The organism is Janibacter melonis (genome assembly GCF_020567375.1).
In the GTDB taxonomy this organism is placed as follows: Bacteria; Actinomycetota; Actinomycetes; order Actinomycetales; family Dermatophilaceae; genus Marihabitans; species Marihabitans melonis.
In genome coordinates this window covers 1269363-1292592 of the sequence record NZ_JAJBZM010000001.1, presented here as the reverse complement: position 1 = coordinate 1292592, position 23230 = coordinate 1269363, and the positions used below count along the sequence as shown (strand labels likewise).

Below are 23230 nucleotides of genomic sequence, written 5' to 3'. Positions count from 1 at the left end.
GAGGGGTCTGACAACGTCCTCCAGGACGACGAGGAGACAGAGACAGGAGCCAGGGAGAGGGGGGCGTGCAGAGAGGAGGCAGGGAGAGAGGGGGCAGAAGGGGGATGGGGAGGGGTGGGAGGTCTGGACCCAGGGGCGCACAGCAGGGTGCGGCCCCGCGGCCGGGGTGCTCGAGGAGGGCGGGTCGTCCGCCGGTTCTGCCCGTCGCGCTCCTGCCGGTGCTCGTGCCGCTCGTCGGGTAGGCGCCGGGGCGGTCCCCGTGGATGGGAACGAGTGCCGTCCGCCCGCTCGCCGCGCGGTCGCGGGGTGAGACCCGCCAGGGACCTGTCGTCCCCGGGCCGGGACGCGTCCGGACGGGGAGTCGTCCGAGGGTTCGACCGGCCGGACCGGCGGGGAGGCGCGTTCGTCCCCCCGGGCGGGGACGAGCAAGGGCGAGGGTGTGGCAAAGGGGTCCGATCGGCCGGACCGGCGGGGAGGCGCGTTCGTCCCCCTGGGCGGGGACGAGCAGGAGCGAGGGTGTGCCGAAGGGGTCCGATCGGCCAAGTCGGCGGGAAGGTGCGTCCGTCTCCCTGGGCAGGAGCGACCACTGACGGGGACTCGAGCGAGGGCCCGATCGGGCCGGGTCTGCGGGATGTGGGCTCGTTCTCCTCGGCGGGGGCGAGGCCGCTGGCCGTCGGCCGGGGCGGTCGGCGTCCGCCCGACCATCGGCGTCCGACCGACCCTCAGCGTCCGACCGACCGCCTACGCCGGCTGACCCTCGACCAGCTCGGCCTGGCCGCGAGCGGGCGCGAAGCCCAGCCTGTCGCCGTACCCGAGCCCGGGCAGCAGGGGCGCGAGCAGCTCGACGACGGTCGCGGGCTGGTGGTGCATCGGCTTGGTCTCGGGGTGCGGGTGGTAGACCAGCGCGGCGACCTCACGCCCCTCGTGGGTCACCGTGCACTCGACGAAGGAGAAGGTCTCGGCCCCGTGCACGTCGGTCCACTCGACCCCTTCGACGGTCCACCGCGGCGCGAGGAGGTGCAGCGCGAAGGGGGAGATGTCGAGGTTGATCGTCGCGGTGTGGAAGCCGGACAGGTCGACCCCGCGGGCTGCGAGATGGGGAGCCTGCAGCTCGATCGTCCCCGCGGCGAAGGGGGAGGCCGCCCCGGTCCCCGAGGCGACCCCGTGGCCGCGGACGACGACCCCTTCGACCCGCTCGACGCTGCTCGTGCTCATCGCCCCAGTGTGGAGGGAGCGGGCACTCAGCGCACGAAGGCGGGGGTGAGCGGCGGGCTCCACAGCTCGCCGTTGCGTGCCTTCGAGGCGCCGATGACGTGGATGACGACCGCGACGACGCAGATGAGCGGGTAGGTGATGAACCCGATGAGGATCACCATGAGCAGCGTCGAGAGGATGAGCCCGATCGCGGTGACGATCTGGACGTTGAGGCTGTTCACGGCGTGCGCCCGCACGAAGTCGCCGCGGTCCTTGTACATGAGGTAGACGACGAGGCTCGCGACGAAGCCGAGCGTGCCGGCCGACAGCGGGATCGCGATCGCCGGGGCGAGGTGGGCGAGCATCCCGTAGTTGCGCTGGTCCTGGGGAGAGAGCACCTGCTGCTGCTGCCACGGCTGGGGCACGCCCTGCTGGGGCACGCCCTGCTGCGGCACGCCCTGGTAGCCCTGGTGCGGAGCGCCCTGGTAGCCCTGCTGGCCGGTGCCCTGGTAGCCCTGCGGGTCACCGCCACCCGGGGGCGGGGGCGCCTGGCCGTGCGGGTCCCGGGGGTCCTGCGGCTGCGCGTCGTGCTGGTCGTGGTCGTGGGGCTGCGTCATCGTGAGCTCCTTCGTCGTGCCTGCGTCGAGGCTCCAACCTCCCATCCTCACCGCTCCTCGCACCATGGCGGGCCCACCCCGACGTGCGGTGGGGCTGTCCCCACCCCGTCGCCCTCCTGTCCCCGCCGCGCCCCCACGTGTCGGCCCAGGAGGCGGCGGACCGGTGACTAGGGTGTGGCAGGTGGAGGGCTATGTCGTCGTCGCCGGGACGCTGCTCGCGGGCATCGCGCTCGTGGTCGCGGCGTGGACAGCGCGCCGTCTCCTCGCCCCCTCGGCCCCCACGCCGGCGAAGACCACCACCTACGAGTCCGGCGTCGACCCCCTCGGCGACGGGTGGACCCAGGGGCAGGTGCGCTATCTCGCCTACGCCTACCTCTACGTGATCTTCGCCGTCGACGCCGTCTACCTCTTCCCGTGGGCGCTCGTCCTGCGCACCGACCTCGGGGTCGCGAGCCTGATCGAGGTCGCCATCTTCATCGGGGTCGTCCTCGTCGGCCTGCTCCACGCCGCCCGTCGCGGTCTGCTGAGGTGGGCGTGATGACGACCGACCTGCCCATGCCCCGCCCCCGCGAGCACGAGCCGCGCGTCGGTGTCGTCGGGGGCCACGCGCCCCGCCCGATGAAGGTCGTCCTCTCGTGGGGACGCCGGTACAGCCTGTGGGTCTTCAACTTCGGGCTCGCGTGCTGCGCGATCGAGTTCATCGCCGCGTCGATGTCCCGGCACGACTTCATGCGGCTCGGTGTCATCCCCTTCGCCCCCGGCCCCCGCCAGGCCGACCTCATGGTCGTCTCCGGCACGGTGACCGACAAGATGGCGCCGGCCGTGCGCCGGCTTTACGACCAGATGCCCGAGCCGAAGTACGTCATCTCCTTCGGCGCGTGCAGCAACTCCGGCGGGCCGTACTGGGACAGCTACTCGGTGACGAAGGGGGTCGACCAGATCGTGCCCGTCGACGTCTACGTGCCGGGCTGCCCGCCGCGCCCCGAGGCGCTGCTCCACGGCATCATGCGGCTCCAGGAGCGGATCGCCGCCGAGGAGCTGAGCACCCAGGGGCTGCGCCGCAAGTACGCCGGCCACCGTCTCGCCGACGCCGCCGAGGTGCAGCGCGGGCTCGTCTCGCCGCCAGCGGCCCGACCCGGCGGGGCGAGCGATGACTGAGGTGCGTCTCACCGCCGCCCTCGAGGAGTGGGTGCGCGCCGTCGGCGACGCCCGCGACCAGGGCTACGTCTTCTTCGACTGGTTGAGCGCCGTCGACCAGCACGACGACGCCGAGGAGCCCGGCCTCGACGTCCTGTGCCACCTGCTCGACCCGACACCGTCGCCCGAGCGTGACCAGCGCACCCTCCTGCTGCGCACCCGCGTCGCGGACGGCGCGGCGCTGCCGAGCATCACCGGCGTCTTCGCCGGCGCGGCCTGGCACGAGCGCGAGACCCACGAGATGTTCGGCGTCGAGGTCGAGGGCTTCGACGACGGGTCCGGGCTCGGGATGCGGCCGCTGCTCCTGCCCAGCGGCTTCGAGGGGCACCCCCTGCGCAAGTCCTTCGTCCTCGCCTCCCGCGCGACGAAGCCCTGGCCCGGCGGCAAGGAGCCCGGCGAGGGCCACTCGACGCGCTCGCCGTCGCGGCGCCGCGTCCAGGCGCCCGGGGTGCCCGGGCCCGAGTGGGGGAGCGAGGATGAGTGAGCTCGAGGTGCTCGCGCGCAGCCTCGGCGCGCTGCTGGCCGTCCTCGTCCTGCCGCTCGTCGTCGGCTACGGCGAGCACAAGGTCATGGCGCACATGCAGGGTCGGCTCGGCCCGATGTACGCCGGCGGCTTCCACGGCTGGGCCCAGCTCGTCGCCGACGGGGTGAAGTTCGTCCAGAAGGAGGACATCACCCCCGCCGCCGCCGACCGCCGCGTCTTCCGGCTCGCCCCCGCCGTCGCCCTCGTCCCCTACGTCCTCGCGATCGCCCTGCTCCCCATGCACCCCGCGGGCGCGCTCGCCGAGGTGCCCGGCTCGGTCCTCGCCGTCCTCGCCGTCACCGGTGTCGGCGCGCTCGGGACGCTCATGGCCGGCTGGGCCTCGGCGAACAAGTACGCCCTCATCGGCGCGATGCGCTCGGCCGCCCAGCTCATCTCCTACGAGCTGCCGATCGTCCTCGCCGTCGCCTCCGTCGCCATGGCGGCGGGCAGCCTCTCGCTGAGCGGGGTCGTCCTCGCGTGGCACCCGGCGTGGCTGCTGTGGCAGGTCGTCGGCGCGGTCGTCTTCCTCGTCGCCGCGGTCGCCGAGCTCCAGCGACCCCCCTTCGACGCCCCGATCGCCGACTCCGAGGTCGTCATGGGGCCGTGGACCGAGTACTCCGGGCTGCGCTTCGCCTTCTTCATGCTCGCCGAGTACGCCGGCATCGTCGTCATGTCCGTGCTCTTCGCCGTGCTCTACCTCGGCGGCTGGCGCGGCGTCGGCGTCGACGCGGTGCCCGCGCTCGGCGTCCTGTGGGTCCTCGCGAAGGCCGGCGTCGTCGCCTTCGTGCTCATCTGGGTCCGCGTCAGCTGGCCGCGCCTGCGCGAGGACCAGCTGCAGCACCTCGCCTGGGCGCGCCTCGTCCCGCTCGCCCTGCTCCAGCTCGCCGTGACGGCCGTCGGGGTGGTGGTCACCGCATGAGCCCGAAGGGAGACCGCAGCATCGTGCCCGGCCTCGTCACCGGCATGGTGACGACGGCCAAGCAGATGCTCGCGCCCGTGCGCACGGCCGAGTACCCCGACGTCGCGCCGGACCTGCCGGCCCGCTCGCGCGGGGTCATCGCGCTCGTCGAGCAGAACTGCACCTCGTGCATGCTCTGCGCCCGAGAGTGCCCCGACTGGTGCATCTACATCGACTCGCACAAGGAGACCGTCGAGGCCCCGGCCGGCGGCGGTCGCGCCCGTCAGCGCAACGTCCTCGACCGCTTCGCCATCGACTTCTCGCTGTGCATGTACTGCGGCATCTGCGTCGAGGTCTGCCCCTTCGACGCGCTGCTGTGGAGCCCGGCCTTCGAGTACGCCGAGGGCGACATCCGCGACCTGCTCCACGAGAAGGAGCGGCTCGGCCAGTGGGTCGAGACCGCCCCCGCGCCGCCGCCGCTCGACCCCGGCGCCGAGCCCGCGTCCGAGGTGAGCGCCGCGAGCAAGCCCGCGCGGGGAGGTCGCGCACGTGGCTGAGAGCGCCCTCGTCGTCCTCGGTCTTGTCACCGTGCTCGCCGCCGTCCGCGCCGTCACCTCGGCCCGGCTGCTGCGCGCCGTCCTCTGGCTCGTCGTCGCCCTCCTCGGCGGCGCGGGCATCTACCTCGCGCTCGGTGCCGAGCTCGTCGCGCTCGTGCAGGTCCTCGTCTACGTCGGGGCCGTCGTCGTCCTCTTCGTCCTCGCGCTCATGGTGACGCGCTCACCCCTTCGCCCCCTCGCCGAGCACAGCGGCCCGCCCGCGCGGCGCGTCGTCGCCGCCCTCGCCGGGCTCGGCACCACCGGTCTGCTCCTCCTCGTCCTCCTGCCGCTCGCCCGGTCGTGGGAGGAGGGCGAGCCGCGGGCCGCCTCGAGCGAAGGGATCGCCGCCCAGGTCTTCGGGACGTGGGTGTGGCCCTTCGAGCTGCTCTCGCTGCTGCTGCTCGTCGCCCTCGTCGCCGCGCTCGCGATCACCCGGGAGCGCGGCACCTCGACGCGTGGTCGGCGATGAGCGCTCAGGTCGCCGTCGTCGTCGCGTCCGTCCTCGCCGGGGTCGGGGTCTACGGGGTGCTCGCCCGGCGCAACGCGATGCTCGTCCTCGTCGCCCTCGAGCTCGTGCTCCTCGCCGCCGGGGTCCTCCTCGTCACCGCCGGCGCCCACGGGCCGGACACGACCGCGAGCGGAAACGTCCTCACCCTCTTCGTCATCACCATCGCGGCGGCCGAGGTCGTCCTCGCGCTCGCCGTCCTCGTCGCCGCCTACCGCGCCCGCGGCCACGTCGACCTCGACCGTCCCGCCGACGAGGACGCCCGGTGAGGGCCGCGCTCTCGGGACGCGAGATCCCCCTGCCCGGCGCCGAGATCGGCAGCGTCTCCTTCGACCCCGCGCTCTCGCTCACGGCGACGACGCTGACCATCGCGGCCGTCGTCCTGCTCGTCACGCTCTGCGTCCAGGTGTACTCGCTGTGGTACCTGCGCGACGACCCCCGACGCCGCTCCTTCCAGAGCACGGTCACGCTCTTCGGCGCGGCGATGCTCCTCCTCGTGCTCTCCGGGGACCTCGTCCTCAGCCTCGTCGGCTGGGAGGTCATGGGCTGGTGCTCGTACCTGCTCGTCGGGCACGACTCCGGGCGGGCCGCCGCCCGTCGGGCGGCGCACAAGGCCTACCTCGTCACCCGCGCCGCCGACATCGCCCTCGTCAGCGGTGTCGCCCTGCTCGTCGCGGGCGCCGGCACGACCTCGCTGGCGGGCATCACCGAGCACTGGCAGAGCACCGGTGCGCGTCTGCTCGGCGCCCCGCTCGTCACCTGGGCGCTGCTCATGGTCGTCGTCGGCGTGCTCGGCAAGGCCGCGCAGCTGCCCTTCTCGGACTGGCTGCCCGACGCGATGGAGGGCCCGACCCCGGCCTCGGCCCTCATCCACGCCGCGACGATGGTGGCCGCCGGCACCGTGCTCCTCGCCCAGCTCGCCCCGCTGCTCGCGTCGGCCACCGGCGCGCGGGTCCTGCTCGGCCTCAGCGTGTCGGCGACGATGGTCCTCGGCGCGCTCCTCGCGGCCCTGCAGGCCGACGTCAAGCGCCTCCTCGCGTGGTCGACGGTGAGCCAGGTCGCGATCATGCTCTCCCCCTTCGCCCTCGTCGGCGCCGGTCCGCAGGACCACGGCGCGGTCGGCGCGGGCCTGGCCCACATGTACGGCCACGCGCTCTTCAAGGCGCTGCTCTTCCTCACCCTCGGCTGGCTCGCGACGACGGCCGGCGGGACCGCGGCGACGCGTCTGACCGGGGCGGCGCGACGCCACCCCGTCGCGCTCATGTCGTGGGCCCTCGGGCTCGCCGCCCTCGCCGGGGTGCCCGTGCTCGTCGGCGGGGTGAGCAAGGAGCACGTGGTCGCCGTCGCCCTCGCCTCCACCCGTGACGCGGGACGGTCCGGCGAGCCCGCGTGGCTGCCGGTCCTCGTCCTCGGCGCGCTCCTGCTCACCGTCGTGCTCACCGCCGCCTACAGCGCGCGGGCGCTCGTCGTCCTCGCGGTCGGCCGGCGCGACGAGGTGGCGCGCACCCGGGCGGTCATGCCGCCGGCGATCGTCGTCGTCCTCGTCGTCCTCGCCGCCGGCACGACGCTGGGCGCGATCGCCATCTGGCTCGGCGCCTTCGACCCCGCGGGGCACGCGTCGCTGCTCCTGCTCCTCCTCGTCACCCTGCTCGTCCTGCTCGGCGGGGCCGCCGGCGCGTGGGCCTGCCTCGACCGTGACCCCGTCGGCGACGGCACGGGCCGCGCCTCCCGCCTCGCCGACGCCGGTCTGCACGCCGACCGGGTCTACGTCGCGGGGGTCGTCGTACCGGTGCTCGCGCTCGCCCGGCTCGTGCGCTTCGTCGACGACGCCGTCATCGGCACCTACGTGCGCGGCGCCGGGTGGCTCGTCGCCGGGCTCGGCGGGGCCGGAGAGGTCGCGCACCGGCGCAGCCGGCCCGGCAGCGCCACCCTGCTCGTCGCGCTGGCGCTCCTGCTCCTCCTCGGGGCCACCCTCGTGGTGCTCCTCACCGAGCCCGCCGCGTCGCCGGGGGTGCTCGGATGAGCCTCGTCCTCGCCCTGGCGCTCGCTCTGCCCGTCGTCGCCGCCGTCGCCCTCATCGGCGGCGCGGGCCGCGGCCGGTCTGCCCAGGTCGTCGTCGTCACCTCGCTCGTCTCGCTCGTGCTCCTCCTCGCGGCGTGGGCCGGCGGCGGTGCCGTCGACCTGCCGTGGCTGCCGGCCCTCGGGCTGCGCCTCGCGCTCGCGGTCGACGGGCTCTCCGGGCCGCTCATGGCGCTCACGCTGCTCGTCACGGCGCTCGCCGCGCTCGTGCACCGCTCGCGCCCGGCGGACGCGGGCGACGGCAGCGAGCGCGAGGAGGCGAGCGAGGGGACCTTCGCCGCCTGCCTGCTGCTCACCGCGGCCGCCGCGCTGCTCACCTTCGCCGCGCGCGACGCGATCCTCTTCGTGGTCGGGCTCGAGTGCGTGCTCGTGCCGATGTGGGTGCTCATCACCCGTTACGGCGACCCCCGCTCGCGCCGCGAGGCGGGCTGGCTCTTCGTGCTCGCCACCGGGCTCGGCTCGGTCGTGCTGCTGCTCGGGGTGCTCCTGCTCGTCCGGCTGTCCGGCACCTCCGACCTCGAGACGCTCGCGGCGACGGCCGGCAGCGGGCTGACGAGCGGCCAGCAGCTGCTCGTCGCCGGTCTGCTCACCGCGGGGCTGGCGATCAAGGTGCCCGTCTGGCCGCTGCACTCCTGGCTGCCCGTCGCCCACTCGAGCGCACCGACCGCCGGGTCGATGCTGCTCGCGGCGGTGCTGCTCAAGCTCGGCACCTACGGGCTCATCCGGCTGCCCCTGGCGAGCGTGCCCGACGGCTTCGCGCAGATCGCCCCGGTGCTTGGTGTCCTCGGCGTCGTCGGCATCCTCTGGGGCGGTCTCGTCTGCCTCATCGAGCTCGAGCTCAAGCGGCTCGTCGCCTGGTCCTCCGTCGCGCACATGGGCTTCGTCGTCCTCGCGCTGTCGACCGGCACCCGGACCGGCGTCGTCGCCGCGGTGCTCGGGAACCTCGCCCACGGCGTCGTGTCTGCGCTGCTCTTCGCCGTCGTGGGTGTGCTGCGCTCGGGGTGGGGGAGCGGCCTGCTGTGCGACCGGGCCGCCCTGCGCGACACCCACCCCCGGCTCGGGGTGCTCCTCCTCGTCGGGCTCGCCGCCGGTGCCGGCCTGCCGGGGCTCGCGCCCTTCTGGGGCGAGCTCGGGGCACTCGTCTCCGCGTGGCAGCCCGCGACCGACCGGCCCCAGGCCGCCTACGACGTGCTCGCCGTCCTCGCCGCTGCGGGGGCCGCCCTCGGCGGCGCCTACGCCGTGCGCGTCGTGCGCGCCGTGTGGCTCGGCGACGCGAGCCACGGCGCGAGCGCGACCGGGAGCGACCCGGAGGGCGCGCGCGTCGTCGTGCCGCGCGCCGACCTGCTCGTGCTCGTCGTCCTCGCCGCGCTCACCGTCGTGCTCGGCGTGGCGCCCGGCGTCGTCACCTCGCTCACCGCGCCCGTCCTCGACGCGCTGCCCGGGGTGGTCCGATGAGCGTCGAGATCTCCTGGCTGCCCCTCCTGCCGGTCCTCGGGCCGGCGCTGGCCGCCGTCCTCGTCCTCGTCGTCGACCTCGTCCTGCCCGGCCGTCGCGGCCCGCTCGGCGCGGTCGCTGGCCTCGGTCTGCTCGTCGGGGTCGCGGGCGCCGTCGTGGGCCGGCTCACCGACGACGCCCGCAGCCTCTGCCCGCCGCCGGGCGCGAGCGCTGCCGGCAGCACGTGCCTCGTCGACGTCAGCCCGACGGGGAGCACCCTCCAGGCGGTGACCCTGCTCGCCGCCGGAGCCGCGCTCGCGCTCCTGCTGGCAGCGCGGGGGGCGAGGGACAGCCTGAGCGACGACGCGAGCGACGACGTCGCGGTCGTCGCCGGGGTGCTCGCCGGCGCCGCCGGTGCGGCCGTCACCCTCGGGGCCCGCGACCTCGGCAGCTGGCTCGTCGGTCTCGAGCTCGCCACCCTCCCCTTCGTCGCCGTCCTCGCCCTGCGCTCCGTGCGAGCGCGCGGCTCGGCGGCGCTCGACCTGCTCGTCACCGCGGTCCTGTCCTTCGCCCTCGCGGCGCTGGGTGCCGGTCTGTGGGTCGTGAGCACCGGCACCCTGCTCCTCGACGGCACGACCACCGACGGGACGGCGCTCGGCGCTCTCGCCGAGCCCCAGCGCGCCGCGCTCACGGCGGCGAGCGTGCTGCTCGTCCTCGCCGCCGGCTTCAAGCTCGCGCTCGTGCCCGTGCACCTGTGGGCGCCGCTGTCCTACGAGCGTGGCGGACCCGCTGTCGCGACCGCGCTCGCCGGGGTCTCCGTGACCGGTGGTCTCGGCGCGATCCTCGTCGTCGTCGAGGCGGTCGGACGGGCGGACCTGCCCGGCCCGCGCCTGGCCCTCGGCGTGCTCGCCGCGGTGAGCCTCGTGCTCGGCGCCGTCATGGCCTGGCGCCAGGACGACCTCCTGCGCCTCGTCGCGTGGTCCGGCGTCACCCAGGGCGGGTGGGTCGCCGCCGCCGCGTCGGTCGGCGGGAGCGCCCCGGCGGCGGGGTACCTCGCCGTCTACGTCGTCGCGGTCGTCGCCGTCCTCGCCGCGGTCGCCGCCACGGGCACCCGTCTCGTCGACCACACGGGCCTGCTGCGCCGCGACCCCCTCGTCGGTCTCTCCCTCGCCGCCGGGCTGCTCGCCCTCGCCGGTCTGCCGCCCGCGCTCGTCGGCCTGCTCGCGAAGGTCGTCGTCCTCGACGCCGTCGTCACAGCCGGGTCCTGGTGGCTCGCGGGCGCGGCCGTCGTCGGTGCCGTGGTCGCCCTGGCCGTCTACCTGCGCTGGCTCGCGGTCGCCCTTCGTCCGGTGCCGACCGCTCTCGTGCGGTCCGACGGCGCAGGGAGCGACCTCGCCGACGACCTCGGTGACGACGCGGTCGAGGTCGTCACCGGCCGGCGCGGTGCCGCGCCGGTCGTCGCGCTCGTCGCGGCGGCGCTCGTCGTCGTCACCTCGCTCGCCCCCGCGCTGCTTCTCTAGCCACCCCACGCACGACGACGCCCCGGGCCACCTGGCCCGGGGCGTCGCGCGTGCTGGGTCGTGCGCGGTCAGGCCGCGGTGCGACCCTCCGGCAGGACGCTCGGCGCCGGCTTCGCGGGCTTGCCCGACTTGCCGTTGCTGCGCTTGCCGTTGATCTTCTCCGTCGACTGGGCGAGCGTGATCGCGGAGTGCGCGATCGCGTCGCTCATGATGTCGAGCGCGCGCCGGTTGACGTTGGTGATGTCGTCGGCGGGCGTGTGGTAGTTCGGGTCGTAGATGACGCCGGCCGTGCCGCCGAACTTCTCGACCTCGGCCGGGGTCTTCGTGCCGTCGGCACCGGTGAAGAGGCCCGAGGCGGGGATGCCCGCGTCGATGAAGGCCTTGTAGTCGCTGCGGCCCGAGAACTCGGTGTCCACCCACGGCTGCCTGACGCTGTCGAAGTAGTCGGTGAGGACGTCCTCGGTCTCGATCGAGCCCGGAGGCACGACGCCCGGCGCGGGGTAGGTCGACTGGTCCGCGTCGTACACGCCGATGATGTAGTTCGGCGAGCCGATCATGTCGAAGTTGAGGTACGTCGCGATGTTCTTCAGCTCCGCAGGGTCGTTCTCCTGCAGGTCGGCGACGTACTCCGTCGAGCCGAGCAGCCCGAGCTCCTCCGCGCCCCAGAAGGCGACGCGCACCTTGTTGTTGAGCTTGTTGACCTTGCCGAGCTGGATGGCGGTCTCGAGGACGCCGGCCGTGCCGGAGCCGTTGTCGTTGATGCCCGGGCCGTCCTCGACGCTGTCGAGGTGCGCGCCCATCATGACGACGTTGTCGTCGCGACCGGTCGGGGTCTCGGCGATGACGTTGAAGGTCTGACGCTCCTCGATCGTCTTGTCGAGGACGAAGCGCATGGTCACCGGACCGCGCGCCATCTTCGCCAGGATCGCCTGGCCCTCGGCCTGGGTGACACCGGTCGCCGGGGCCGTCGTCGGGTCGATCCCGCCGAGCGTGCCGTTGAGCGCGCCCGTCGTGTTGTTGTAGATGATGATCGCGCTCGCGTTGACGCTCTTGGCGACCTGCGCCTTCTGCGCGAAGGAGCACCCGGCGCCGCGGCTGACGACCGCGATCTTGCCCGTGAGGTCGGCCCCGGCGTAGTCGCCGACGACGCACCCGGTGGCCACCGAGGGAGCCGCGAGCTGACCGGTCACGCCGCCGACCGGGGTGGGCTGGCTGTACGACATCGGGATGTTCTCGACGGTGCGGGCGTCGGGCGAGAGCTCCGTCAGGCTAGTGCTGCGGGTCTGCTCGTAGACGAAGGGGAAGTACTGGCGCTCGGTGGTCCAGCCGGCCGCGCGGAGCTTCTGCTCCACGTAGCGCCCGCTCGCCTCGTAGCCCGACGTGCCGGCGCCGCGGTTGCCGCCGTTGGCGTCTGCGATGTCCTGGAAGGCCTGGAGATGACGCATCACGCCGTCGACGGTGACGGCCTGGCGCATCTTCGCGGAGTTGTTCGGGTTCGCCGCGCCCTGGGCCGGTGAGGCCGCGAAGCTCGAGACGGCGAGTGCTGCAGTCGCGGCGGCCGCGGTGACGGCTGCCTGTCGTGCTGATCTCACGATGATCTACCTCTCGGTGGGTCGACCGGGCCACGCTGACCGGTCGTGGCTCGGAAGGTAGTGGCGCACGAGGGGGGCCACCACACCGGTCGGCGATCGTGACCTCCTCGTGACCTGACGACGGGGACCGGGGAACTTTCCGCCGGTCGAGCGGCGTTGACCGGGTATGCACAAGCACTACAACGGGCTGAAGACCGCCGCCCTCTTCGGCGTGATCTGGGCGCTGCTGCTGCTCATGGGCGGGCTCGTCGGGGGCGGCCGCTTCATCTGGCTCTTCGCGATGGTCGGCGTCGTCATGACCTTCGTCGGGTACTGGAACTCCGACAAGATCGCCATCCGCTCGATGCGCGCCCGGCAGGTCTCGCCGCAGGAGGCCCCCGAGATGCACCGCATCGTCGCCGAGCTCTCGCAGCGCGCGAACCAGCCGATGCCGCGCCTGTACATCTCGCCGACGGCCGCGCCGAACGCCTTCGCCACCGGCCGCAACCCCAAGAACGCCGCCGTGTGCTGCACCGAGGGGATCCTGCACCTCCTCGACGAGCGCGAGCTGCGCGGTGTCCTCGGCCACGAGCTCATGCACGTGTACAACCGCGACATCCTCACCGGCTCGGTCGCCGCGGCGCTCGCCGGGGTCATCTCCTCGGTCGCGCAGTTCGCCCTCTTCTTCGGCGGGGGCGGCAGCGACGAGGACCGGCCCAACCCGATCGCGATGATCGCGATGGCGCTGCTCGCCCCCTTCGCCGCGATGCTCATCCAGATGGCGATCACCCGCACCCGCGAGTACGACGCCGACGAGGACGGGGCGCGCCTCACCGGCGACCCTCTCGCACTCGCCTCCGCGCTGCGGAAGCTCGAGTCCGGCGTCGCCCAGGCCCCGCTGCAGCCCACCCCGCAGCTGCAGAGCAGCTCGCACCTCATGATCGCCAACCCCTTCCGCGCCGGCGACGTCTCGCGCTTCTTCGCGACCCACCCCCCGATGAAGGACCGCATCGCGCGGCTCGAGGCCATGGCCTACGGGCACGACATCCGCTGATGGGCTACGACAGCGCGTACTTCGACGAGCAGGCCGCGCAGTGGGACCAGCCCGACAAGGTGGCCCGCGCGCAGCGGGTCGCCGAGGCCGTCGTCACGGCGGTGCCGCTGCGCGGGGACGAACGGCTGCTCGACTACGGCGCCGGCACCGGGCTGCTCGGCCGCGCCCTGGCCGACCGGGTCGCCTCGATCACCCTCGCCGACGCCTCCGAGGGCATGACGCGGCTCACCCAGGAGCGGGTCGCGACGGGCGAGATCACCGGTGACGTCCGCGCCGTGCGGCTCGACCTGCTCACCGACCCCATGCCGCACGAGCGCTACGACGTCGTCGTCAGCCTCCAGGCCCTGCACCACGTGAGCGACGTGCCGGCCGTGCTCCGCGCGCTGCGCGAGCTCACCGTGCCCGGCGGGTGGCTCGCCGTGTCCGACCTCGACCGCGAGGACGGCAGCTTCCACGGCGAGGGCTTCGCCGGTCACACCGGCTTCGAGCGCGCCGAGCTCGAGGCGACGGTCCGCGAGGCCGGCTTCGTCGAGGTCTCGACGAGCACCGCGACGACGATGACGAAGGGGGAGCCGGGCCACGAGCGCGAGTACCCGCTCTTCCTCCTCGTGGCGCGCGCGCCCGCCTGACCCGTGCCCGCCTGACACGATGGGCCCGTGCCCTCGCTGACCCTCGCCGAAGCCCGAGCCCGTGCCGACCTGCTGCAGGTCACCGACATGGAGGTCGACCTCGACCTCGACCAGGGGGCCGAGCACTTCGGGTCGGTCACCCGGCTGCACCTGCGGGCGAGCGGCGACGGGCAGACCTTCGTCGACGTCGACCCGGTGAGCCTGCACGCGATCCGGCTCGACGGCGTCGAGCTCGACGTCGCGCTCCAGGCCGAGCGCCGCTACCCGCTGACCCTCACCGCCGGCGACCACGTCGTCGAGGTCGAGGCGACGATGGCCTTCAGCCACGACGGCGAGGGCCTGCACCGCGCGACCGACCCGGCGGACGGGCAGGACTACGTCTACGGACACCTCTTCCTCGACGCGGCGCCGACGGTCTTCGCGTGCGTCGACCAGCCCGACCTCAAGGCTCCGTACACGATGACCGTGCGCGCCCCGCAGGGCTGGAGCGTCATCGGCAACGGCCGGGCGACGCTCGTCGAGGGGGTGTGGCACCTGCGTCGCACCCAGCCGCTCGCGACGTACTTCGTCTCCGTGTGCGCCGGGCCCTACGCCAGCGTCACGGCCGAGCACGACGGCATCCGGCTCGGCCTGCACGGCCGCGCCTCGCTGCGCGCCGAGCTCGAGCGGCACGCCCCGCAGATGCTCGAGGTGACCCGCGCGAGCTTCGACTACTTCCACTCGATCTTCGGCATCCGCTACCCCTTCGACGACTACGACCAGGTCTTCGCGCCCGAGTTCAACGCCGGGGCGATGGAGAACCCGGGGTGCGTCGTCTTCCGCGACTCCTACCTCTTCCGGGGCGCCGCGAGCCGCAGCGAGGTCCTCACCCGCTCGAACACCATCAGCCACGAGATGGCGCACATGTGGTTCGGCGACCTCGTGACGATGCGGTGGTGGGACGACCTGTGGCTCAACGAGTCCTTCGCCGAGTACATGGCGCACCGCTGCCTCGTCGCCGCGACCGACTTCGAGGACGCCTGGGTCGACTCGACCGCCACCCGCAAGGCGTGGGGCTACGCCGCCGAGCGCTCCCCGTCGACCCACCCGGTCGCCGGGTCGCCCGCCCCCGACGCCCGCTCCGCGCTCGCGAACTTCGACGGCATCTCCTACGCGAAGGGGGCCGCCGTCATCCGTCAGCTCATCGCCTACATCGGCGACGACGCCTTCCTCGCGGGGATCCGTGACTACCTCGGCGCCCACGCCTTCGGCAACGGCGAGCTCGCCGACTTCCTCGCCGCGATGGAGCGCGCGTCGGGCCGCTCGCTCGCCGACTGGGCGCAGGCCTGGCTGAGCACCGCCGGGGTCGACGCGCTCGCCGTCGACCGGGCCACCGCGCAGCTCGTGCGCACGCCGCCCGCCGAGCAGCCGGCGCAGCGCCCGCACGCCCTCGACGTCGCGACGTGGAGCGGCGGGTCGCTCACCTCGCGCGTCGAGCTCACGGCGACCGACGACGCCACCCCGCTGCCCGGTCTCGACACGACGGCGCCGCTCGTCGTGCCCAACGCCGCCGACCTCACCTGGGCGACCGGGCTGCTCGACGAGCGCAGCCTGGCGGCCCTGACGAGCGAGCTGCCGGCGGTCACCGACGCGCAGACCCGCGCGGTCGTCTGGGTCGGGCTGCGCGACCAGCTCGCCCTCGGCCTCGTCGACCCGCGCCTGCTCGTCGACCTCGCCGAGGTCGCGCTGCCGCACGAGAGCGACGACTCGGTCCTCGCCTCGGTGGGCATGCACCTCACCGGCACGGTCGTGCGCTCCTACCTGCCGCCGGCCGAGGAGGCCCCGGCCCGTGCCCGCATGGCCGCTCTCGGCGAGCGCATCCTCGCCGACGCCGAGCCGGGCAGCAGCCGCGCCCTGCACGCGGCCCGGCTCGTCGCCCGCACCACCGACGACGTCGAGGGCCGGCTGCGCCCGTGGGCCGACGGCGAGGGCCTGCCGCAGGGGCTCGAGGACGACGCCGACCTGCGCTGGGTGGTCCTCGGCCAGCTCGCCCGCCGCGGCCTGCTCGACGCCGACGGCGTCGCGGCGGCACAGGAGCAGGACCGCACGATGGCGGGCAACCTCGGTGCCCTCACGGCGCGTGCGGCGATCCCGACCCCGGAGGCGAAGGCGCAGGCCTGGGCGTCCCTGACGACCGACCGCTCGCTGAGCAACTACGAGCTCGTCGCGGTCGCGTCCGGCTTCTGGGGGCCGGCGGACCGCTCCCTCGTCGAGCCCTACGTCGCGCGGTACTTCGAGGACGTGCCGGCGATGGCCGGCCACCTCGGCGACAGCGCGCTCGCCCGGGTCGCCTCGATCGCCTACCCCTCGCGCTTCGGCACGCCCGAGACCCTCGCCCTCTCGCAGGCCTGCCTCGCGCGCGACGACCTCGACCCGACGGTGCGGCGTGCGGTCGTCGACCAGCAGTCGCAGCTCGAGGAGGTCGTGCGCTCCCGGGCGCGCTACGGCGCCTGACCCGGCTCAGGGCACGACGACGGGGCGTCCGCTCGTCGTGCCGCCGGCGATCGCGGCGAGCGCCTGCGGCACCTCGGCGAAGGGGTGAGCCGTCCCGACGAGCGGGTCGAGGTGGCCGGCGTCGGCGATCTCGACGAGCGCGGCGTGGCATGAGCGCACGACGTCGGGCAGCTCCTCGCGGTAGCGACCGACGTTCAGACCGAGGACCGAGTAGCCCTTGACGAGCGCGTGGTTCAGCCGCGCCTGCTGGCGCGTGCCGGAGGCGAAGCCGACGACGAGGATCCTGCCCTCGAGCGCCACGCAGTGCGTGCTCGCCTCGAAGGCCGGCCCGCCGACCGGGTCGTAGACGACGTCGGCGCCGTGCCCGCCGGTCGCCTCGAGCACGGCGGCCGCGACGTCCTCGCTGCGCCGGTCGACGACGACGTCGCACCCGACCCGCCGGGCGAGGTCGGCCTTCTGCGGCCCGCCGACGACCCCGATGACGTGCGCGCCGGCCGCCCGCCCGAGCTGGACCGCGGCTGACCCGACACCGCCGGTCGCGGCGTGCACGAGCAGGTGCTCGCCGGGTCGGATCGCCGCGCGCCGGTGCAGCGCGAGCCACCCGGTGTGATGGCTGATGACGAAGGCTGCCGCCTGGGCGTCGGTGAGCGAGGCCGGGGCCGGGTACGCGGTCGCCGCGTCCATGAGCGCCTCGTCGGCGAAGCCCCCGTGCGGCAGCGCGGTCATGCCGAGGACGCGGTCGCCGACGGCGGGGGTGCTCACCCCTTCGCCCACCGCCGTGACGACGCCGCACACCTCCAGGCCCGGCACGAAGGGCAGCTCGGGGCGCACCTGGTACTCGCCCGAGCACAGGAGGGTGTCGGCGAAGTTCACCGCCGCGGCACGCACCGCGACCCGCACCTGACCCGGCCCGGGGTCGGGCACGGCCACCTCGCCGAGGTGCAGCGCCTCCGCCGGGGTGCCGTGCCGGACGACCTGCCACGCGCGCATGCTCATGGGCCGCGACGCTAGCCGCGGCGACCCCGCCGACGCCCCCGGGCGCGGTCGATCTCACACATCCGGGCGGACGGACGTCCTGGGGGCATGATCACCACCATGACCACGACGGGGCAGGTGCGCCACGAGCTCGTCCGGACCGGTCTCGGCGAGCTGACCGTCGTCGTCGGCACGGTCGCCGACGGCGCCGCGGACGAGCACGACGTGCTGCTCGGCATCTACTTCCCGGGGCACTGGACCCTGCCCGACGTCGCGACCTTCGGGCCGCGCCGCACGGGCGAGCCGCTCGTCGCCGAGACGGCGCGCCAGCTGCAGGAGTACCTCGCCGGGGAGCGGCGCGACTTCGACCTGCCGGTCGAGCTGCGCGGCGGCGACTTCTACCGCAGGGTCTGGGCGGTGCTGCGCGAGATCGGCTACGGCGAGCGGACGACCTACGGGCAGATCGCCGCCCGGCTGGGCACCTCGGCGCAGCCCGTCGGCCGGGCCGTCGGGGCCAACCCGGTCTCCGTCGTCGTCCCGTGCCACCGCGTCGTCGGCAGCGACGGCAGCCTCACCGGGTACGCGGGCGGCATCGAGCGCAAGCGGGCGCTCCTCGAGCTCGAGGAGCCGGGCCCCGCCTCGCGTGGGGCACTCTTCTGACCATGGCGACCACCCCCTTCGAGGCCGTCGTGCGCGAGCACGGCCCCCACGTCCTGCACGTCTGCGCCGCGATCGTCGGCGGCAGCGAGGCCGAGGACGCGTGGAGCGAGACCTTCCTCGCGGCCCTGCGGGCCTGGCCCGACCTGCCCGACGACCTCGACCCCCGGGCCTGGCTCACCGTCGTCGCCCGCCGCAAGTGCCTCGACCAGCTGCGCGCCCGGGCCCGCCGGGCGGCGCCCTCCGAGCGGCTGCCCGAGATCGCGCTGCCGCCCGTGGAGCCGCGGGACGAAGGGGTGTGGCGTCACGTCGCGGAGCTGCCGACCAAGCAGCGCCAGGTCATCACCTACCGCTACCTCGGCGGTCTCGCCTTCGCGCAGATCGCCTCTCTCACCGGCGGCACCGAGGCCGCGGCCCGACGGGCCGCCTCCGACGGGCTGCGCTCGCTGCGAGCCAAGGAGATCCGATGAGCACCACCCCTCAGGTCGACGCCGAGACGATGGACCGTCTCCACTCGCGTCTGGTCACCCGCGCCGGTCGCACGGGCGACCTCGACGTCGCCTACCGCGTCGTCGACAGCCGGCTCGGCCCGCTCGTCCTCGCCGCCACCGCGCGCGGGCTCGTGCGGATCGGCTTCGGTGCGACCGAGGGCGAGGAGGCCGTGCTCGTCGACGTCGCGACACGGGTCAGTCCCCGGGTGCTGCGCAGCCCGGGCCGTCTCGACATCGCCGCCCAGCAGGTCGAGGAGTACCTCGACGGGCGGCGCGAGGTCTTCGAGCTCGCCCTCGACCTCTCGCTCGCGACCGGCTTCCGCGGCGAGGTCGTCTCGGCCCTGCCCCGGATCGGGTACGGCCGGACTGCGTCCTACGGCGAGGTCGCCGGCCTCGTCGGCCGGCCGCGGGCGGTGCGCGCCGTCGGCACGGCGTGCGCGACGAACCCGCTGCCGCTCGTCCTGCCCTGCCACCGGGTGGTGCGCTCCGACGGGGGCACCGGTCGCTACCGCGGCGGCGAGCAGGCCAAGCGCGACCTGCTCGCCCTCGAGGCCTGAGGCTCAGCGCCCGAAGACGGGGGGACGCTTCTCGACGAAGGCGCGGGCCGCCTCGACGTGGTCGGCGGTCAGCCCCGTCTCCTTGTGCCGGCGCACCTCGGTGCGCATGGCCTCGGTGAGGCTCTGGGTCGGCACCTCGCGCAGGTTGCTGCGGATGTGGGCGAGGGCGAGCGCCGGCCCGTCGGCGAGCCGCCGGGCGAGCTGCGCCGTCGCGGCCTCGAGCTCGTCCTCGGGCACGACCTGGGTGAGCAGCCCGAGGTCGGAGCAGGCCTGGGCGTCCAGGCGCGGGTTGAGCAGCATGAGCTCGCGGGCGTGCGCGGGGCCGACGAGCCGGTCGAGCAGCCACGCGACCCCGAAGTCGCCCGAGAGCGCGACGGTGGCGAAGGCGGTCGCGATGACGGTGCGCGGGGTGCCGATGCGCAGGTCGGCGGCCAGGGCGAGACCCAGTCCCGCGCCGGCGGCCGCGCCCGGCAGCGAGGCGATGACGGGCTTCGCGTAGGCGTGGATGCGCCCGACGGTGGCCTCCTGGTGGCGGATCTGCGCCGCGACGGCCTCCTCGTCGACCTCGCTCGCGCCGCCCCCTTCGCCCCCGTCCTCGTCGAACTGCTGGACGTCGCCGCCCGCGCAGAAGGCGCGCCCGGCGCCGGTGAGGACGACGACGCGGACCGCGGGGTCGGACTCGGCCTGCTCGAGCAGCTCGCCGAGGCGCTCGATCATCGCCGTCGACATCGCGTTGCGCCGGTCGGGCCGGTTGAGGGTGATCGTCGCGACCCCGTCGGCGAGGTCGAGCAGGACGTGGTCGGTGTCGGTCTGGGTCACGAGATCTCCTGGGTCGGGGAGGGGCCGGCGCGCGGCGGGTCCGCGGGCCGGTCGGGTCGGGTAGTGGGCAGGGTGGCGAAGGCGAGGGCGGCGCTCAGCGGCAGGACGGTGACGACGAGCAGGGCCCAGGTGAGCCCGATCGCGTCGCCGAGCCCGCCGACGGCGGCCGCGCCGAGGCTGCCGCCCATGAGGAAGACGAGGGTGAGCAGCCCGAGGGCGCCGCCGCGCGAGGCGAGCGGGACGGCGTCGGCGACGAGCGTCGTCATCGCGGGCTGGCCCAGGCCGAAGGAGACGATGAGCACGACGGTCGCGGCGACGAGCGGGGCGGGGGAGACGAGGCCGACGCCGAGCGTGGCGAGGAGCAGCGCGAGGGCGGTGCCGAGGGTCGCGACGAGCTGGCCCCGCGCCGGGCCGAGACGCACGAGCGCCGGCCCGGTGATCCGCGGGGCGACGAGGCCGGCCGCCGCGCACGGCACGAGGAGCAGTCCGACGGAGACGCCGGACCACCCCTCGCCGACGAGCGTCGTCGGGACCGCGACGAGCATCCCGAACCACGCCGACGACAGGCTGATCGCGGTGATGAGGCTGCGCCGGGACGCGGGGTCGGCGATCATCACGGCCGGGACGATGCCGTCCGGGCGCCGCCGCGAGCGCAGGACGACGACCGGCAGGGCGACGACGAGGCAGACCAGGCCGACGAGGGCGACGACGACGCCGAGCGTCGCGGCCTGGAGCGCGAGCACGGCCCCGACGGCGGCGACGGCGACGAGCGCGGCCCCCACGGCGTCGAGGGTGGCGCCGGGCTGGCGGCGGGTCGGCAGGTCGCGCCAGACGACGGGGAGCAGGAGGAGGGTGGCGACGGGGATCGCGACGACCGGCCGCCAGCCGAGCGGCTCGACGAGCATCGCGCCGACGACCGGTCCGAGCGCGTTGACCGTCGCACCGACCGCCGCGTAGGTCGCCATCGCCCGGGCCCGCGAGTCCCCCTCGAAGACTGCCTGGACCGCGGCGAGGGTCAGCGCCGGGACCGCGGCGGCGCCCAGGCCCTGCAGCGCCCGGGCCGCGACGAGGGCGGGCAGCGAGTCGGTGAGGGCCCCGGCGCACGCGGCGGTGACCATGATCGCGAGGCCGACGACGAGCGGCCCGCGGATGCCGAGGATGTCGCCGAGCCGGCCGTACACGGCGCTGCCGACGGCGAGGGCGAGGGAGTAGCAGCTGACGACGAGGGTCGCCCGGCCCGGGGTGAGGTCGAGGTCCGCGGCGAGGACCGGCAGGACGACGGCGACGGCCGCGCTGCCCAGACCGGTGACGCCGAAGAGCACGGCGAGGGCCGTCGCCAGGCCGTCACGGCGCGCCGGCACCGACGTCGAGGGCTCGACGCTCACCGCACCTCCCGCAGTTGAATCTGAATCAGAGTTCAAGTATACCTTGAGTCACCTCACCGCGAAGGAGACACGATGACGAGCGCCGCGACCACCCCAGGCGTCCTCGACGAGGGCGTGACCCGCACCGCCCTGCTCGTCGACTTCGGCGGCGTGCTCACCAGCCCCGTCCTCGACGCCTTCGCCGCGCTCAGCCAGGAGTGCGGGCTGGCGGAGGGGGAGGCCCTGCGCCTGCTCACGCAGGACGAGCAGGCGCGCAGCGCGCTCGTCGAGCACGAGGAGGGTCGGCTCGACGACGCCGGCTTCGAGGAGGCGCTCGGCGCTGCGGTCGTGCGCGCCGGCGGGCACCTGCCCGACCGCAGCCTGCTCGCCACCCTCGACGCCCACATGGAGCTCGACACCGCGATGATCGACCTCGTCCGCGAGGTCCGGGCCGCCGGCATCCCCGTCGCGCTCGTGTCGAACTCGCTGGGCAGCGGCTGCTACGACCGCGTCGACCTCGACGAGCTCTTCGACGTCGCCGTGATCTCCGGACGGGTCGGCGTGCGCAAGCCCTCGCGGCGGATCTACACCATCGCCTGCGAGCGGCTCGGCGTCGCACCCGAGGAGTGCGTGCTCGTCGACGACCTCGAGCACAACCTCGCCGGCGCGGCCCGCCTCGGAGTCCTCGGCGTCCACCACCGCGACGCCGCGCTCTCCGCCCCGCAGGTCCGGCGCAGCCTCGGGCTGCCCGTCCCGGCGACCCCCTGACCACGCGACACCCCTTCGACCCACCACACCCAAGGACGGTCACGATGTTCGAACTCAGCGAGCGCGGCCAGGAGTACCGCGACAAGCTGCTCGCCTTCATGGACGAGCACGTCTACCCGGCCGAGCCGGTCTACCGCGAGCAGATGGCCGCGTCCGGCGACGCCAACCACCACCCGCAGGTCCTCGAGGACCTCAAGGCCGAGGCGCGCAGCCGGGGACTGTGGAACCTCTTCCACCCCCACCCCGAGTGGGGCCCGGGCCTGACCAACCTCGAGTACGCCCACCTCGCCGAGATCACCGGCCGCAGCCTCGAGATCGCGCCCGAGGCGATCAACTGCAACGCGCCCGACACGGGCAACATGGAGGTGCTCACGCTCTTCGGCACCGACGAGCACAAGGAGCGCTGGCTGCGCCCGCTCCTCGACGGCAAGATCGCCTCCGCCTTCGCGATGACCGAGCCGGCCGTCGCGAGCTCGGACGCGACGAACATCGAGACCTCGATGGTCCGCGACGGCGACGAGTACGTCATCAACGGCCGCAAGTGGTGGACCTCGAACGCCCTGCACAAGAACTGCAAGGTGCTCATCGTCATGGGCAAGACCGACCCGGACGCCCCGACCCACCGCCAGCAGTCGATGATGGTCGTCCCGCTCGACACCCCGGGCGTGCGCGTCGTGCGCGGGCTGCCCGTCTTCGGCTACATGGACCGCGAGGGCCACGCCGAGGTCGTCTTCGAGGATGTCCGCGTGCCCCGCGAGGCGCTGCTCGCCGGCGAGGGCGACGGCTTCATGATCAGCCAGGCCCGCCTCGGCCCCGGCCGGATCCACCACTGCATGCGCGCCATCGGCGTCGCCGAGCGCGCGCTCGACATGATGATCGACCGGGCCCAGTCGCGGGTCACCTTCGGCCAGCCGGTCGCCGACCGCGGCAACGTCCAGGACTGGGTCGCCGAGTCGCGCATCGACATCGAGATGGTCCGTCTGCTGACGCTCAAGACGGCCTACCTCATGGACACCGTGGGCAACCAGCAGGCCCGCACCGAGATCGCCGCGATCAAGGTCGCCGCCCCCAACGTCGCCCTCAAGGTCCTCGACCGGGCGATCCAGGTGCACGGCGGCGGTGGCGTGAGCGACGACTTCCCGCTGGCCATGTGGTACGCCCACATGCGTACGCTGCGTCTGGCCGACGGGCCGGACGAGGTGCACAAGATGACCATCGCGCGGCGCGAGTACCGCCGGCGCAGCCCCGAGTGGGGTCGGAAGCGCTGAGGCGCAGGACGAGAGGGACGC

The 23230-nt window shown here is 74.5% G+C and carries 24 protein-coding genes; 18 read left to right on the top strand and 6 right to left on the bottom strand.

The window, feature by feature from the left end; genetic code table 11:
- Positions 1–741 precede the first annotated feature (741 nt).
- Entirely contained in the window at positions 742–1215 is a 474-nt protein-coding gene (locus tag LIV55_RS06060; protein ID WP_123092287.1) for a hypothetical protein, read from the bottom strand.
- Between the two features lie 26 nt (positions 1216–1241).
- Positions 1242–1811, bottom strand: a complete 570-nt coding sequence (locus LIV55_RS06055; protein WP_229299524.1) for a DUF4870 domain-containing protein — start codon at positions 1809–1811, stop codon at positions 1242–1244.
- Between the two features lie 181 nt (positions 1812–1992).
- Between LIV55_RS06055 and LIV55_RS06050 the strand changes: the two genes are divergently transcribed.
- The 10 genes from LIV55_RS06050 to LIV55_RS06005 are packed head-to-tail and all read left to right on the top strand — an operon-like array spanning position 1993 to position 10563.
- Positions 1993–2349, top strand: coding sequence for an NADH-quinone oxidoreductase subunit A (locus tag LIV55_RS06050; RefSeq protein ID WP_123092385.1), 357 nt, complete (start codon positions 1993–1995; stop codon positions 2347–2349).
- Complete coding sequence (locus tag LIV55_RS06045; RefSeq protein WP_123092286.1) at positions 2349–2969, top strand: NADH-quinone oxidoreductase subunit B; 621 nt, start codon at positions 2349–2351, stop codon at positions 2967–2969. The genes LIV55_RS06050 and LIV55_RS06045 overlap by 1 nt, the downstream gene beginning before the upstream one ends.
- Positions 2962–3492, top strand: coding sequence for an NADH-quinone oxidoreductase subunit C (locus LIV55_RS06040; RefSeq protein ID WP_229299523.1), 531 nt, complete (start codon positions 2962–2964; stop codon positions 3490–3492). Before LIV55_RS06045 ends, LIV55_RS06040 begins: the two co-directional genes overlap by 8 nt.
- Positions 3485–4450: an NADH-quinone oxidoreductase subunit NuoH gene (gene nuoH / locus LIV55_RS06035; RefSeq protein ID WP_123092284.1), complete on the top strand. Its 966-nt coding sequence runs from the start codon at positions 3485–3487 to the stop codon at positions 4448–4450. Before LIV55_RS06040 ends, nuoH begins: the two co-directional genes overlap by 8 nt.
- On the top strand, positions 4447–4986 hold the full coding sequence (locus tag LIV55_RS06030) for a 4Fe-4S binding protein (protein ID WP_123092283.1): 540 nt from the start codon (positions 4447–4449) through the stop codon (positions 4984–4986). The genes nuoH and LIV55_RS06030 overlap by 4 nt, the downstream gene beginning before the upstream one ends.
- Complete coding sequence (locus tag LIV55_RS06025) at positions 4979–5494, top strand: NADH-quinone oxidoreductase subunit J (RefSeq protein WP_229299522.1); 516 nt, start codon at positions 4979–4981, stop codon at positions 5492–5494. Before LIV55_RS06030 ends, LIV55_RS06025 begins: the two co-directional genes overlap by 8 nt.
- The gene (nuoK, locus tag LIV55_RS06020; protein ID WP_201467658.1) at positions 5491–5799 is read left to right on the top strand and encodes an NADH-quinone oxidoreductase subunit NuoK; all 309 of its coding nucleotides are present in this window, start codon (positions 5491–5493) and stop codon (positions 5797–5799) included. The genes LIV55_RS06025 and nuoK overlap by 4 nt, the downstream gene beginning before the upstream one ends.
- Positions 5796–7553: an NADH-quinone oxidoreductase subunit 5 family protein gene (locus tag LIV55_RS06015; protein WP_229299521.1), complete on the top strand. Its 1758-nt coding sequence runs from the start codon at positions 5796–5798 to the stop codon at positions 7551–7553. The genes nuoK and LIV55_RS06015 overlap by 4 nt, the downstream gene beginning before the upstream one ends.
- On the top strand, positions 7550–9064 hold the full coding sequence (locus LIV55_RS06010; protein WP_229299519.1) for a complex I subunit 4 family protein: 1515 nt from the start codon (positions 7550–7552) through the stop codon (positions 9062–9064). Before LIV55_RS06015 ends, LIV55_RS06010 begins: the two co-directional genes overlap by 4 nt.
- The gene (locus LIV55_RS06005) at positions 9061–10563 is read left to right on the top strand and encodes a proton-conducting transporter transmembrane domain-containing protein (protein ID WP_229299517.1); all 1503 of its coding nucleotides are present in this window, start codon (positions 9061–9063) and stop codon (positions 10561–10563) included. The genes LIV55_RS06010 and LIV55_RS06005 overlap by 4 nt, the downstream gene beginning before the upstream one ends.
- 68 nt (positions 10564–10631) lie before the next feature.
- On the opposite strand, the gene LIV55_RS06000 is transcribed toward LIV55_RS06005, so the two are convergent.
- The gene (locus LIV55_RS06000) at positions 10632–12155 is read right to left on the bottom strand and encodes a M28 family metallopeptidase (RefSeq protein WP_229299516.1); all 1524 of its coding nucleotides are present in this window, start codon (positions 12153–12155) and stop codon (positions 10632–10634) included.
- A gap of 166 nt (positions 12156–12321) precedes the next feature.
- Between LIV55_RS06000 and htpX the strand changes: the two genes are divergently transcribed.
- From htpX to pepN, 3 genes are read left to right on the top strand one after another with little or no spacing between them, the layout of a single operon-like run.
- Complete coding sequence (gene htpX / locus LIV55_RS05995; protein ID WP_068276942.1) at positions 12322–13188, top strand: zinc metalloprotease HtpX; 867 nt, start codon at positions 12322–12324, stop codon at positions 13186–13188.
- The gene (locus LIV55_RS05990; protein ID WP_229299514.1) at positions 13188–13817 is read left to right on the top strand and encodes a class I SAM-dependent DNA methyltransferase; all 630 of its coding nucleotides are present in this window, start codon (positions 13188–13190) and stop codon (positions 13815–13817) included. Before htpX ends, LIV55_RS05990 begins: the two co-directional genes overlap by 1 nt.
- A gap of 27 nt (positions 13818–13844) precedes the next feature.
- Positions 13845–16310 carry an aminopeptidase N gene (gene pepN, locus LIV55_RS05985; protein ID WP_123092276.1) on the top strand — a complete coding sequence of 822 codons (2466 nt, stop codon included), beginning with the start codon at positions 13845–13847 and terminating at the stop codon, positions 16308–16310.
- 6 nt (positions 16311–16316) lie between these two features.
- On the opposite strand, the gene LIV55_RS05980 is transcribed toward pepN, so the two are convergent.
- Positions 16317–17306, bottom strand: a complete 990-nt coding sequence (locus LIV55_RS05980) for an NADPH:quinone oxidoreductase family protein (RefSeq protein ID WP_229299512.1) — start codon at positions 17304–17306, stop codon at positions 16317–16319.
- Positions 17307–17405: 99 nt separating this feature from the next.
- On the opposite strand from LIV55_RS05980, the gene LIV55_RS05975 reads away from it, so the two are divergent.
- From LIV55_RS05975 to LIV55_RS05965, 3 genes are read left to right on the top strand one after another with little or no spacing between them, the layout of a single operon-like run.
- Positions 17406–17945, top strand: coding sequence for a methylated-DNA--[protein]-cysteine S-methyltransferase (locus LIV55_RS05975; RefSeq protein WP_225985126.1), 540 nt, complete (start codon positions 17406–17408; stop codon positions 17943–17945).
- A gap of 2 nt (positions 17946–17947) precedes the next feature.
- A complete protein-coding gene (locus LIV55_RS05970; RefSeq protein WP_123092274.1) occupies positions 17948–18412 on the top strand; it encodes an RNA polymerase sigma factor in 465 nt (154 codons plus the stop codon).
- Positions 18409–18990 carry a methylated-DNA--[protein]-cysteine S-methyltransferase gene (locus LIV55_RS05965; RefSeq protein WP_229299511.1) on the top strand — a complete coding sequence of 194 codons (582 nt, stop codon included), beginning with the start codon at positions 18409–18411 and terminating at the stop codon, positions 18988–18990. Before LIV55_RS05970 ends, LIV55_RS05965 begins: the two co-directional genes overlap by 4 nt.
- Positions 18991–18993: 3 nt before the next feature.
- Here LIV55_RS05965 and LIV55_RS05960 read toward each other — a convergent pair whose 3' ends face one another.
- Positions 18994–19809, bottom strand: a complete 816-nt coding sequence (locus tag LIV55_RS05960) for an enoyl-CoA hydratase-related protein (RefSeq protein ID WP_123092272.1) — start codon at positions 19807–19809, stop codon at positions 18994–18996.
- Positions 19806–21194: an MFS transporter gene (locus tag LIV55_RS05955; RefSeq protein ID WP_229299510.1), complete on the bottom strand. Its 1389-nt coding sequence runs from the start codon at positions 21192–21194 to the stop codon at positions 19806–19808. The genes LIV55_RS05960 and LIV55_RS05955 overlap by 4 nt, the downstream gene beginning before the upstream one ends.
- 72 nt (positions 21195–21266) lie before the next feature.
- On the opposite strand from LIV55_RS05955, the gene LIV55_RS05950 reads away from it, so the two are divergent.
- Together LIV55_RS05950 and LIV55_RS05945 are read left to right on the top strand one after the other, a co-directional pair.
- Positions 21267–21941: an HAD family hydrolase gene (locus LIV55_RS05950; RefSeq protein ID WP_229299508.1), complete on the top strand. Its 675-nt coding sequence runs from the start codon at positions 21267–21269 to the stop codon at positions 21939–21941.
- A 44-nt stretch (positions 21942–21985) separates the two neighbouring features.
- The gene (locus LIV55_RS05945) at positions 21986–23209 is read left to right on the top strand and encodes an acyl-CoA dehydrogenase family protein (RefSeq protein WP_068276973.1); all 1224 of its coding nucleotides are present in this window, start codon (positions 21986–21988) and stop codon (positions 23207–23209) included.
- Positions 23210–23230: the final 21 nt, after the last annotated feature.